Source organism: Pedobacter humicola (assembly GCF_056490705.1).
Map to the genome: position 1 here is coordinate 75,824 of NZ_JBWJIG010000009.1, position 13,973 is coordinate 89,796.

Sequence of the window (13,973 nt, forward strand, 5' to 3'; positions counted from 1 at the left end):
CCACTATTAACGTTTGTTCCGTTCTCCGCTGTATCCTTACGCTGCGCTTCAGGGATGTCGCTGCGGCCGGGGCTAAGAGGCTCTTTTCTGCAAGAACTGCAAAACGCTAATTTAACTAATTTCTTACTTGGAATCGGGTTCCGGCTTTCATGCAGGGTCTTCTGTTCCCTAAACCTTATTGAAGCGGCTATCCTTTTTGTTGTAGTGCCAGTCATTATCTAGCATACCATCGCAAAAAGATAGTAGTGGAAAGAAGGACTGTCGGGCCCCCAAAAGGCAATGAACCCTGATTTCCAGAAAAAAATAACAACATTATTCTTTTGAAGCGCAAAGACGGAAGCCACTATTAACATTTGTTCCCGTGCTCCGCTGTATCCTTACGCTGCGCTTCAGGGATGCCGCTGCGCCCTGGGCTGGAAAGCTCATGTTCTGCCGTACAGACCCTGAAATAAATCCGATAGCTATCGGATCAGGGTGACGCCTCTCAGGAGTTGGTCTAATGGATAATTGTAACAAAAAATCCCGTTCTGATTTAACAAAACGGGATTAGTCGATTTATAGACTCCAGACTTAAGGCCTAAAGACTGTGGACTGATTAAAGCGCTGCCTTGGCTGCTGCTTCTGCCCTAATGATGTTTAATGCACCACCAGCTTTAAACCAGTCGATTTGTTGCGCATTGTAACTGTGGTTAACCGGGAACTGCTCTTCGGTGCCATCAGCATGGTGTAATACCAATGTTAATGGTTTATCCGGAGCAAATTCTGTTAAACCTATAATGTCGATGGTATCGTCTTCCAGGATTTTATCGTAATCATCTTTATCTGTAAAGGTTAAACCCAGCATCCCTTGTTTCTTCAGGTTGGTTTCGTGGATACGGGCAAAAGATTTTACCAGTACGGCACGAACCCCTAAGTGACGGGGTTCCATGGCTGCATGCTCGCGGGATGAACCTTCGCCATAGTTTTCATCACCCACTACGATAGAACCTAAACCGGCCGCTTTGTAATCGCGTTGGGTGGCTGGAACCGGACCGTACTCGCCGGTTAATTCATTTTTAACATTATCTGTTTTATCGTTGAAGTAATTCACCGCACCAATCAGCATGTTGTTAGAAATGTTATCTAAGTGGCCACGGAATTTTAACCATGGACCGGCCATAGAAATATGATCGGTTGTACATTTACCTTTGGCTTTGATTAAAAGTTTTAAACCTTTTAAGTCGGTACCTTCCCAAGGGGTAAACGGATCTAACAATTGTAAACGGTGAGAAGTTGGGGAAACCAAAACCTGAACTGATGAACCATCAGCTGCCGGTGCCTGGAAACCTGCATCATCTACAGCAAAACCTTTTGTCGGCAATTCATCACCTGTAGGTGGATCTAATTTAACCTGTTCGCCTTTATCGTTTGTTAACGTATCGGTTAATGGGTTGAAACCTAAATTACCTGAAATGGCAATTGCAGCAACCATTTCTGGCGAAGCTACGAATGCGAAAGTATTCGGGTTACCATCGGCACGTTTGGCAAAGTTTCTGTTAAAGGAGTGTACGATTGTATTTTTTTCTGCTTTTTCTGCCCCGGTACGGTCCCACATACCAATACATGGTCCGCAGGCGTTGGTGAAGATTGTCGCATCTAAATCTTCGAAAGTTTTTAAGAAACCGTCGCGGTTAGCGGTGTAGCGTACCTGCTCAGACCCTGGGTTGATGCCAAAAGCCGATTTGGTGACTAAACCTTTTGCAATAGCCTGGTTGGCGATAGAAGCCGCCCTTGATAAATCCTCATAAGATGAGTTGGTACAAGAACCGATTAAGCCCCATTCTACCTTTAAAGGCCAGCCATTTTTCTCAGCTTCCACTTTCATCTGTGAAACCGGAGTCGCTAAATCTGGTGTAAACGGACCGTTTAAGTAAGGTTCCAAGGTATCCAGGTCGATCTCAATTACCTGATCGAAATAGTTTTCAGGATCAGCATAAACTTCCTCATCACCGGTTAAATAGGCCGCAATCTTATTGGCTTCATCCGCAACTTCATTTCGGCCGGTAGCACGTAAATAACGTTCCATGCTTTCATCGTAACCGAAGGTAGAAGTGGTTGCACCAATTTCGGCACCCATGTTACAGATGGTACCTTTACCTGTACAGCTGAGGTTAATGGCGCCATCGCCAAAATATTCTACAATTGCTCCGGTACCACCTTTTACGGTAAGGATACCAGCCACTTTAAGGATTACATCTTTCGCTGCAGTCCAGCCGTTTAATTTTCCTGTTAATTTAACGCCGATCAACTTAGGGAATTTAAGTTCCCATGGTAAACCTGCCATTACATCGCAGGCATCAGCACCACCAACACCAATCGCTACCATGCCCAAACCACCTGCGTTTACTGTGTGCGAGTCGGTTCCGATCATCATTCCGCCCGGGAAAGCATAATTTTCTAAAACGACCTGGTGGATAATACCAGCCCCTGGTTTCCAGAAACCGATACCATATTTATTTGATACAGAAGACAGGAAATCAAAAACTTCGGCACTTTCTGTTTTAGCATGAGGTAAATCTATCGCAGCACCTTCCTTAGCCGTAATTAAGTGATCACAGTGAACTGTAGAAGGAACAGCCACTTGTGGCCTTCCTGCCTGCATAAACTGCAATAAAGCCATCTGTGCAGTTGCATCCTGCATCGCAACGCGATCGGGTGCAAAGTCTACATAATCAGAACCACGTTTAAATGCCGTTTTAGGATCTCCATCCCAAAGGTGTGCATACAATATTTTTTCAGATAATGTTAAAGGTCTGCCAACTACTTTACGGGCAGCCTCTACACGGCTACCAAAGTTTGCATATACCTTTTTGATCATGTCTATATCAAAAGCCATACTTTATTTTTTTTTATTTTATTGTTAATAACAACACTGACTAAATTAAACAATTTTTGAGAGACTTGTTTTTGTGAATTGTCAAATTGTGTTATTTAAAAACATTCTACCCAATTTTTACACCAAACAAAAAGGCTATCCGGTTTACCAGATAGCCTCGTTGTTTATTAACAAACCAGATGTTTATTTGTTTCTTATTGTTTGGTGGAAATAGGGGTAAACTTGGTTAAGTTAATGCCTTCCACCGCTAATTTATATTCTTCAATATTTGGAATGCGACCTAAGATGGCAGAAAGCACCACTACAGGAGTAGATGCCAGTAAGGACTCGCCTTTTTTACCGTCTTTATCTTCTACCACACGGCCCTGGAATAGGCGTGTCGAGGTAGCCATTACAGTATCCCCCTTAGCCGCTTTTTCCTGGTTACCCATGCAAAGGTTACAACCCGGGCGTTCCAGGTACATGATGTTCTCATATTCTGTACGTGCCGAGCTTTTTGGCAGGGCATCGCTAAACTCAAATCCGGAGTATTTTTGTAGGTATTCCCAGTCGCCTTCTGCTTTAAGCTCATCAATGATATTGTAAGTAGGCGCCGCAACTACCAATGGTGCTTTGAAGGATACGGTACCCATTTTGCTTTCTACATTTCTCAGCATCTGAGAAACAATTTTCAAATCGTCTTTATGTACCATACAAGAACCTACGAAACCAAGATCTACTTTTTTATCGCCACCGTAATAAGTTAGGTCCCGGATGGTATCGTGTGTATAACGTTTAGAAACGTCTGCGTTGTTCACATCCGGATCGGCAATCATTGGCTCATTGATGATATCCAGATCAATAACTACTTCCGCATAGTATTTCGCATTGTCATCTGGCATTAAAGCTGGTTTGATACCGGTTTTAATTTCTTCAATACGTTTGTTTGCTTTATTGATCAAACCCTGTAAAACCTGGTTATGGTTGTCCATACCTTTATCTATCATGATTTGAATACGGCTTTTGGCAATTTCTAAAGATTGGATTAAAGTATCGTCCTGCGAAATACAGATCGATGCTTTTGCCTTCATCTCTGCGGTCCAATCGGTAAAGGTAAAGGCCTGATCGGCTAATAAAGTGCCAATATGTACCTCGATGATACGGCCCTGGAATACGTTTTCGCCATCAAACTGTTGCAACATTTGCAATTGTGTCGCATGAACTACATCACGGAAATCCATGTGTTCTTTCATCTGACCTTTGAAGGTTACTTTTACGGATTCAGGAATTGGCATTGAAGCCTCGCCTGTTGCCAGTGCTAAGGCAACCGTACCAGAATCGGCACCGAAAGCTACGCCTTTCGACATACGTGTGTGCGAGTCGCCACCGATAATGATGGCCCACTCATCAATCGTAATATCGTTCAATACCTTGTGGATAACGTCGGTCATCGCATGATATTCACCTTTAGGGTCGCGGGCAGTAATCACGCCAAAATCATTCATAAACTTCATCAGTTTAGGGATGTTGGCCTGTGCTTTTTTATCCCAAACAGATGCGGTATGGCAACCTGATTGATAAGCACCATCAACAATTGGAGAAATCACTGTAGCAGCCATTGCCTCTAATTCCTGAGCGGTCATCAAACCTGTTGTATCCTGCGAGCCTACAATATTTACTTCTACACGGACATCAGATCCCGCATGTAAAACTTTGCCCTGTGTTAAGCCAACTGCGTTTCTGTTGAATATTTTTTCTACAGCGGTTAAACCCTGGCCTTCAATAGATACCTCTTTGGCCGGAGCAAACACCAACGGTGCTTCGATACCTAAAGTTTTAGCCGCAAAAGTTTGGATTTTTTTACCAAATACGATGGCGTAAGAACCACCTGCTTTGATAAATTCCACTTTTTGAGGTGTCAAAGCTTTTGAAATATCAATCAGCTCCTGATCTCCGTTATATAATTTTTTAGTTTTGGTATTGATTGTAAGTACCGTGCCGGTTTCTATGGAGTAAACCTGCTCTAAAATTGGTTCATCGTTTTCGTTACGCAGTACGTTGCCATTTTCATCTGTTTTCTTCACCCAGTTTTTAAGGTCGATACCGATACCACCAGTTACATCAACCGTGGTTAAGAAAATAGGCGAAATCCCATTGGTACCACCAACAATTGGGGCGATGTTTACAAATGGGATATAAGGGCTGGAACGTTTACCTGTCCAAAGTGCCACATTGTTTACGCCCGACATGCGTGAAGAACCTACGCCCATGGTACCTTTTTCTGCCACCAGCATCACGCTTTTATCCGGATGTAGTGCCTGCAATGCCTGAATTTCTTCCTGGGCCTCCGGCGTAATCATGCATTTGCCATGCAGCTCACGGTCTGAACGGGAGTGTGCCTGGTTGCCCGGTGACAATAAATCAGTAGAAATATCGCCAATACCGGCAATATAGGTAACCACTTTAATTTCTTCAGCAATGGCAGGCAATTCAGTAAAGAATTCGGCCCTGGCATAACTCTCCAGTATTTCTTTAGCAATATCATTGCCGTTGTTGTAAGCTTCTTTTAAGCGGTCGGTATCGGCATCATACAAGAAAACCTGTGTTTTAAGTACATCTGCAGCTTTATGGGCTTTATCACCATTATCGGCCAATGCGATGTCTAATAAAACCTTAATAGAAGCCCCACCCTTCATGTGCGACAACAATTCAAAAGCAAAATCAGGTGTGATTTCTGCAACGATTGTTCCGCCCAGGATAATTTCTTTTAAAAATTCTGCTTTTACACCAGCTGCTGCGGTAGTGCCCGGCAGGGTGTTGTATATGAAAAAGTTAACAGCATCTGCTCTGTTAAAATTATTTACATTTTTGATCTGATCGATGATTTCGCCTAATAATTCAGCTCCATCAATGGGTTTAGGATGAAGACCTTGTGTTTTTCTTTCTTCAATCTCCTGGATATAATCGTTATAAATACTCATCTTGGCTATTTTATTCTTTTTGCTAAAAATTGTGCAATACGAACAGGCACAAGCTTACACAAAAAGAATACTGTCATTACATGTTAATTTGTGGTTTTTGACCATAAAAACTCAGTTTTTAGATCAAAGCAAAAATAACAAAAAGCAACCTTTAAATGTAATTTAGGCAGGTGATTAGGTAATTTGGAATTATTCTAAACAACCAGATGATACTTAATTAATGTGCCGTAAAAAATCAATACCCCATATAAAAAAGAAGCCGAATTTATGGTTTAACGAGTGGTTTTAAACGCTTATTATTTTCGTTTTTCCACAAGCGTTCATTATCGGACAGATTTGTGCGATTTTGAACAGTTATTTATCTTTACCTGTAGTAATTATCTGGTCTACAGTAATTTGATTTGTGTTTAGGGCCTTGGCATAAGATTGGCTTAAGGCTAGAGTGTGGAAAAAGTGAAACCTTTTTCGGTAAAATAAGCTAATGCTTTAGGGAGTGTATGGGATAAACGATCAAATGCTTTTAAACTATCGTGAAAAACAATAATAGAACCGTTTTCGGTATTTTTTATCACATATTGAAAGCATTTTTCGGGTGAGAGATTGATGTCGAAATCACCACTGAGTACATCCCACATGATGATGTCAAGATTTGAGATCTGAGATTTGAGATTTGAAATTTGCGACTTCTTAATCCTTCCGTAAGGTGGGCGAAAGAGATGCGATTGTGTAAGTTTCTGGCATTTCAGCGTATTTTGGAGATAGGTTTCATCATCGGTTTTCCAGCCTTTTAAATGATTAAAAGTATGGTTGCCGATGGCATGTCCGTCGTTTTTTACACGTTCAAAAACCTCGGGGTGTTTTACAATATTATCGCCAATGCAAAAAAATGTAGCTTTAGCATTGAAAGCTTTCAAAGTTTTTAATACAAAATCTGTAACATTGGGTATGGGTCCATCGTCAAAGGTCAAATAAATAACTTTTTCGGTGCGGGATTTATTCCATAATAACGATGGATAATACCATTTTAGCAGAAGCGGTGATTTGATCAGGTACATTTTAGCAACAAAGTTACTAAATGCCTGTGCAGATTGAAATTATTAAAGTTGTTTATATAGATTTGAAACAAATTATGAAGATGTTTACCAAGAAGAAGTTAATTACCGGATCTGCGTTATTAGTAGCATTAAGTTTTAGTCAGAAAATTAAAGCTCAAGAAGTTATCAGCATTCAACAAGCTGTTGAAAACACATTAAAGAACAATTTAAACATCAAGCAAGCGGCATTTAGTGCTTCTTTGAGTGAAGAAACTGTGCGCCAATCTAAAAATGCACTCTTACCTACCCTGAATGGTTCCATTAATCAGTCGATGCAATGGGGTAGAAGTCAACAGGTTTCAGGTTTATTCGAAAATACACAAAATTATAATTTAAGTCCAAATGTAAGTACGAGTGTTTCACTTTTTGAAGGGGGGACTAAACTGAACCAGATCAGACAGAACAAAATTTTATTGGCTGCTAACCAGACCAATATAGAAAAGGTAAAGAATGATCTGATTCTTCAGGTGGTGACAGCTTATCTTCAGGTTTTAAATAATGAAGATCAGGTAAAAGCTACAAAACAACAATTGGATGTAGCCAATTCTACTTTAAAAAGGGAGCAAGCGCTTTTAGATGTTGGTAATAAAACGCTGGCGGATATTTCTCAAGCAAAATCGCAGGCGGCAACAGCAGAGCTTAATTTAACTAATGCTCAGAACCAGTTGACCATATCTTATTTAACTTTAGGCCAGTTGATGGAAATTCAACCCCCAATGACTTTTAAGGTACAGCCTCCTTTGGTTAATGAAATGGGGAATATTCAAACTGCTTATGTACCTACCGATATCTATAATCAAGCATTAGCCACATTCCCTGATATAAAATTAGCAGAGTTAAACAGTAAGGCAGCCGAAAAAGGGATTGCCGTAGCTAAGGGCGGATTCTTCCCTCAGATTAGTTTAGGTGCTGGTTTGGGATCAGCTTACTACTATCAGTTTAATTCAAACTTTCCAATTTCGAAATTCACCGATCAATTATCAGATAACTTTGGTCAGTATGTGAGTATGGGAATTTCCATTCCGATTTTCAATGGATTCACCACCAGATCAGCGGTTAGAAAAGCTAAAATTAACTGGATGCAGCGTAAAACAGATGAACAGATTTCGAAAAATAACCTAATAAAAGTAATTAATCAGGCGGTTGCAGATCTTGGTGCCGCGCAGAGCAGATACTCATCAACACAAAATGCTTTCCAGGCTCAAAAAGATGCTTTTTATGTAATCGATCAACGCTATAATGTGGGCTTGGTTAATTCTTTGGATTATAGCACTGCGCAAACCAATAGAAACAAGGCTGAAATAGATTTTATCCTGGCTAAATACGATCTTTTGTTCAGGGCAAAAGTGATTGATTATTACCTGGGCAAACAGATTACTTTTTAATATCACCAAGAATAGGGCTTAAATTGAAATCATCTTCAAACATTACAACTTTAATACAAACAAACGAAATACAATAAATTATGAAACTGAAGCATATTATTATTACCGTAGTTGCTATCGTAGCTCTTCTAGTTATATTAAAACTGGCAGGAGTGATTGGAGGAGATAAAACCGAAAAAGTAACTACAGAAAAAGCATCAGATAAAACTGTTGTAGAAACAGTAACCGCAAGTGGTAAAATACAGCCAGAAACAGAGGTGAAATTAAGTTCTGAGGTATCGGGAGAGGTAGTAGAGTTGAAAGTTAAAGAAGGCGATATTGTTAAAGCTGGTCAATTGCTTTGTAAAGTACGTCCGGATGTTTTGCAATCGGGATACGAAAGAACTGTAGCTACTTTTAATGCCCAAAAAGCTAGCGTGGCTGCAGCACAACAACAATTGATACAGAATCAGGCCAACTTCGTAAATGCCGAAGCAACCTACAAACGTAATGTAGAACTGTTTAACAAAAAGGTAATTTCTGCATCAGAATTCGATTCGGCTAAAGCGGCATATTTAACGGCAAAGGCAAATTTAGCCAGTGCAAAAGAAAATGTAACCGGGGCTAAATTTACCTTAGAACAAACCGGTGCAAACGTGAAAGAAGCAGGTGCCAACTTAGCTAAAACAACCATTTATGCACCAGTTGACGGAGTGGTTTCAAAACTATCAATCGAATTGGGCGACCGTATTTTAGGAACGTCGCAAATGGCAGGTACAGAGATTATGCGTATCTCTAACCTATCATCGATGGAGGTTAACGTTGATGTGAACGAAAACGATATTACCCGTGTTAAAGTGGGCGATAAAGCGTCGATTGAGGTTGATGCTTTCTCTGATAAGAAATTTAGAGGCGTAGTCACTGAAATCGCAAGTTCATCCACAGCTGTTGGTACAGCAGTATCCACTTCGGTTGATCAGGTAACCAATTTCTCCGTAAAAATCAGAATTACCGAAGAACTGGCAGGTAAACAACAATCTATTTTCCGTCCGGGTATGTCGGCTACTGTTGATATCGAAAGCGAATCATTAACAGGTTTGGCTATTCCTATTCAGGCTGTGTTTACGGATAACAGTAAATCTGGTGATGCCGCACAGAACCAGGGTAACCAGGAAAATACCGATAAGCAGAAATCTAAATTAACAGATAAAAAGGTAAAGCAATATATTTATGCTTACGATGCCAAGACCAAAAAAGTTAAAAAGACAGAGGTAACCACGGGTATCCAGAATGACCAGTTCATAATTGTAAAATCTGGTGTTAAAGCAGGGGAGGAAATCGTTACCGGCCCATATTCTGCCATCCAAAACAAATTAAAAGACGGAATGCTTGTAGAAAAAACATCTAAAGACCAATTGTTTAGCAAAGACGGCAAGAAGTAGTTTATAATTACCCGCAAGAAATAGTAACTTGCGTTGTTTAAGGTGTAAGGTTTAGGGTTTAAGGCAAATGGTCTGAACCCTAAACCTTACACCTTTTACCTTAAACCTTTTTTATAATCATGGTACCTAAAATAGCGATGATAGGGGGCGGGAGCTGGGCGACTGCCATTGTGAAAATGCTTGCAGATAATTTAGCTGAAAAGGAAATTTTTTGGTGGATGCGCAATGAGGCAGCCATAACGCATATTAAAAAATTTAAACACAACCCCAATTATATCAGTTCTGTTGAGATTAAGCTTACTCAAGATGATCACATTTCGTCTGATATCAACGCCATTATAAAATCTGCCGATTTTGTCATATTAAATGTTCCGGCGGCATTTTTAAAAAACACTTTATCTTCTATTACGGCGGAAGATTTAAAAGGCAAAAAAATTGTTTCTGCGATTAAAGGGATTGTTCCTGAAGATAACCTGATTATTGGCGAATTTATGCACGAAAACTATGGCATCCCATACCATGATATTTTGGTGGTGAGTGGCCCGTGCCATGCCGAAGAGGTAGCTTTAGAAAAATTGTCGTACTTAACCATTGCCTGTACCGAGGTTGCACAAGCCGGTACATTCGCTTCTTTTTTGAATACCCGGTACATTAAAACAAATGTATCCGATGATATTTTCGGTACCGAATATGCTGCGGTTTTAAAAAACATCTATGCGGTGGCCAGCGGAATTTGCCATGGTATAGGTTATGGCGATAACTTTCAGGCTGTATTGATCAGTAATGCCATCCGAGAAATCAAACGCTTCGTAGATGCCGTACATCCCATTAACCGCGATATTAAAGAGTCTGCATACCTCGGAGATTTATTGGTAACAGCCTATTCGCAATTTAGCCGCAACCGTACTTTTGGCAACATGGTAGGAAAAGGATACACGGTAAAATCGGCTCAGTTAGAAATGAATATGATTGCCGAAGGTTATTATGCGGTAAAATGTATGCATATCAAAAACCAGGCATACAACGTCGATATGCCAATCTGTAAGGCAGTTTATGGTATCCTTTATGAAAACCGTTCACCACATATCGAAATGAAATTACTCGCAGAAAAGCTGAATTAATTTTTCATGGCCCTGTACTAAAGATCGTCGAAAAACTTCTTTTTTTGATACTTTAGGGGCGAAGTTTCCATTTGTAACTTAAACTGACGGTTAAAATAGGAGATGTTTTTGTAACCACTTTCAAAGCAGACATCGAGAATGCTCAAACGTTTCTGCTGCAATAACCTACAGGCGTAGCTGATCCGCAGTTCATTCATAAATTCGGAATGTGTTTTTCGGGTATGCTTTTTAAAGTAGCGGCAAAAGGCTTCTTCCGAAAGATTCGCAATGGATGCAATTTCGCCGAGCGGGATATCCCGCTTAAAGTTATCAAGCAGATAATGATAAACCCTGCTCATCCTTTCCGTATCACGGTGGATGGCATGCGATTTATAATCATAATGAGAAAGCAGTTCGTATTCACTTGATCTGCCAAGCATATTCAGAATAGATATCAGATTTGCCGCCGATTCTGCTTCATCAGCTGTCAACATTTCTTTGATCTTTTGGGTCGCTTTGTCGCGAACCGTTCCCTTGAAACAGACTCCGTGTAACGAACGTTCAAAAAGCCCTTTTATCGCACTAAACTGCGGTTTGTCGAAAAAACCTGCGCCAAACATATCCTCATTAAACTGGATCACTACCTGATGCACGTCTCTATTGTCGGGAAGATGTTTATTATAAAAAGTGTGTGGTAAATTTGGTCCGAAGAAGCAAAGATCGCCTGATGAAAAGGTATCAATACTATCACCAACATACCTTTTACCGCTGCTTTTTAAAACCAGTATCAGTTCATATTCGGGATGGATGTGAAGTGGAAAGTCGTTATATGGAAAAGTTTCTTCCTTGAGTACAAAAAGCTTATCGCCCTTAATAATTGTTTCGGTAAATAATTTCATCTTGTATTGGTCGGATAATAGATTTGGGTTATTTTATAAATTAAGCTTAATAAAAAATCAATTTAGTATCAAAACAGATCAAATGCGCGCAATTATTTTACGATAATGGCCTGTATTTTTGACTAAATTAGTAATATTTGATATAACCAAAAATAAACGATGCGTATTCATATTCAAACTATAGGAAGACTATTTACCCCGGCATTACTTTTTACCGGAATGTTGTGTGTTGCACAAAATAAGAATGTCATAAATACCCACCAGATAGAACCGGTTCAATTAAGTGCAGTAAAAATAAGCGATGGCTTTTGGTCGCCTAAATTAAAGGTTTGGCATAGTAAAACGATTTATGATGTTTTGGATAAACTAGAAGGAAAATATGAACCTGATCTGGATGATATGATTAAAGAAAAGGCCGAACGTGGGAGGACCCGCAATGCATTTTTAAATTTTGATCTTGTTGCCCAGGGGAAAAAGGCAATTGGTACAAGTGACGGTCCGCCGTGGTATGATGGTCTGGTGTACGAAACCCTTAGGGGAGGTGCCGATTTATTGATTTCTTATCCTGATGCCAAACTCGAAAAAAAGATGGATGCGTATATCGACCGTATTGCGGCCGCACAAAATGCTGATCCCGAAGGATATATTAATACCTATACTACCTTAAACAGACCAACACAGCGATGGGGACTGAACGGCGGAGATGACAGATGGCAGCATGACGTGTATAATGCCGGGATGTTGGTAGAAGCAGGTATCCACTATTATAACGCTACCGGAAAAACAAAACTTTTGGGGGTTGCGGTAAAAATGGCAAACTATGTAACCAAAGTAATGGGCGATGCACCTAAGCTTAATGTGATACCAGCCCATGCCGGACCCGAAGAAGCATTTTTTAAACTTTATGTATTGTTTAAAACGCATCCTAACCTGAAAACGAAATTGGGTGTTTCTGTAAAGGAAGATGATTATCACGCGATCGTTAAATATTGGATTGAAAAGCGCGGTGTTTTTGCCGATGCTGACGGAAGCCGCAAGAGGCAGAGTTTTGGCAGCTACAATCAGGATCATATCCCGGTTTTCGAACAAAAAACAATTGAAGGACACGCGGTACGTGCAACATTACTGGCAACGGCAATAACTGAAGTGGGCGGATATGACCACGATCAAAGGTATTTAAATACAGCCAATCACTATTGGGACAATATGATCGGTAAACGCATGTTCATTACCGGAGGTGAAGGCGCGATTGCCGATGATGAGAAATTTGGCGCAGATTATTTTCTTCCCGAATCTGCTTACCTCGAAACCTGTGCTTCCGTCGGCTCTGCTTTTTTTAGCCAGCAGATGAACGCTGTATTCGCCGATGGGAAATATATGGATGAATTTGAACGTGTAATTTACAACAACATGCTGTCGAGTGTTGCTGCAGATGGCCAGCATTACCACTATGAAAACCCTTTGATTTCTAAAGACCGAAAGCGCTGGAACTGGCATGGCTGCCCTTGCTGCCCGCCAATGTTCCTTAAAATGATCGGTGCGTTGCCACAATATATTTATGGGCAAGATGAAAGTACAATCTTTGTCAATCTGTTTATCGGTAGCGATGCAAAACTAAGCCTAAAAAATACAGATGTAGTGATTAAACAGGTTACTTCGTATCCCTGGAAAGGTGGGATACAAGTCAATGTTAATCCAGCCAAATCTACAACCTTTAACATTGCTGTGAGGATTCCAGGTTGGGCAATGGGCAATGAAAATCCCTTTGATTTATACCATTCGAACATTAAGGAGCAGATAAGTTTAAAAGTTAATGGTCATGCAGTCGAGGTAAAGCCTACAAATGGTTACGTATCCATAAACCGCAAGTGGAAAAAAGGTGATATCATCGAACTTGATCTTCCTGTAGAACCGAGGCTGGTGGTACCAAATGAGTTGGTAAAAACCATTAGTGGGAAAACGGCAATTGCAGCTGGCCCCCTGGTTTATGCCTTAGAAGGTGTAGACAATACCGGGATAGATGGATTTCATTTAACAGGTAATTCAATGCTAACACCTCAATACAAATCTGAAATTGCAAATGGTGTGAATGTGATTTCTGGTAAAATGACGGATAATCTTAAAGAGGTAAATTTTACCGCTATCCCATTTTATGCCATTGGTAACCGTGGCGTATATCCCTATAAAGTTTGGTTGGAAAAATAATCTGTAGCTATAGCCTTCACGAGGAAAAAATATA

At 40.3% G+C, this 13,973-nt stretch carries 8 protein-coding genes; 4 read left to right on the forward strand and 4 right to left on the reverse strand.

Annotation, left to right across the window (positions count from 1 at the left end; genetic code table 11):
• Positions 1–595: 595 nt before the first annotated feature.
• The 3 genes from AC04Q1_RS15160 to AC04Q1_RS15170 all read right to left on the reverse strand — a co-directional run bounded on the left by AC04Q1_RS15160 (position 596) and on the right by AC04Q1_RS15170 (position 6,890).
• Complete coding sequence (locus tag AC04Q1_RS15160; RefSeq protein WP_478365430.1) at positions 596–2,875, reverse strand: aconitate hydratase; 2,280 nt, start codon at positions 2,873–2,875, stop codon at positions 596–598.
• A 194-nt stretch (positions 2,876–3,069) separates the two neighbouring features.
• A complete protein-coding gene (locus tag AC04Q1_RS15165) occupies positions 3,070–5,835 on the reverse strand; it encodes a bifunctional aconitate hydratase 2/2-methylisocitrate dehydratase (RefSeq protein WP_478365431.1) in 2,766 nt (921 codons plus the stop codon).
• Between the two features lie 437 nt (positions 5,836–6,272).
• Positions 6,273–6,890 carry a polysaccharide deacetylase family protein gene (locus AC04Q1_RS15170; protein ID WP_478365432.1) on the reverse strand — a complete coding sequence of 206 codons (618 nt, stop codon included), beginning with the start codon at positions 6,888–6,890 and terminating at the stop codon, positions 6,273–6,275.
• 74 nt (positions 6,891–6,964) lie between these two features.
• Between AC04Q1_RS15170 and AC04Q1_RS15175 the strand changes: the two genes are divergently transcribed.
• The 3 genes from AC04Q1_RS15175 (at position 6,965) to AC04Q1_RS15185 (ending at position 10,856) form a co-directional block, all read left to right on the forward strand.
• On the forward strand, positions 6,965–8,314 hold the full coding sequence (locus tag AC04Q1_RS15175) for a TolC family protein (protein ID WP_478365433.1): 1,350 nt from the start codon (positions 6,965–6,967) through the stop codon (positions 8,312–8,314).
• 80 nt (positions 8,315–8,394) lie between these two features.
• Positions 8,395–9,735 carry an efflux RND transporter periplasmic adaptor subunit gene (locus AC04Q1_RS15180; RefSeq protein ID WP_478365434.1) on the forward strand — a complete coding sequence of 447 codons (1,341 nt, stop codon included), beginning with the start codon at positions 8,395–8,397 and terminating at the stop codon, positions 9,733–9,735.
• A gap of 119 nt (positions 9,736–9,854) precedes the next feature.
• Positions 9,855–10,856 carry an NAD(P)H-dependent glycerol-3-phosphate dehydrogenase gene (locus AC04Q1_RS15185; protein WP_478365435.1) on the forward strand — a complete coding sequence of 334 codons (1,002 nt, stop codon included), beginning with the start codon at positions 9,855–9,857 and terminating at the stop codon, positions 10,854–10,856.
• 17 nt (positions 10,857–10,873) lie between these two features.
• Here the strand turns inward: AC04Q1_RS15185 and AC04Q1_RS15190 are convergent, their stop codons facing one another.
• Positions 10,874–11,734 (reverse strand): AraC family transcriptional regulator, encoded by an 861-nt coding sequence (locus AC04Q1_RS15190; protein ID WP_478365436.1) that lies wholly within the window; start codon positions 11,732–11,734, stop codon positions 10,874–10,876.
• 159 nt (positions 11,735–11,893) lie between these two features.
• Here AC04Q1_RS15190 and AC04Q1_RS15195 point away from each other — a divergent pair, with 159 nt between their 5' ends.
• Positions 11,894–13,939 (forward strand): glycoside hydrolase family 127 protein, encoded by a 2,046-nt coding sequence (locus tag AC04Q1_RS15195; protein WP_478365437.1) that lies wholly within the window; start codon positions 11,894–11,896, stop codon positions 13,937–13,939.
• The last annotated feature ends 34 nt before the right edge of the window (positions 13,940–13,973 follow it).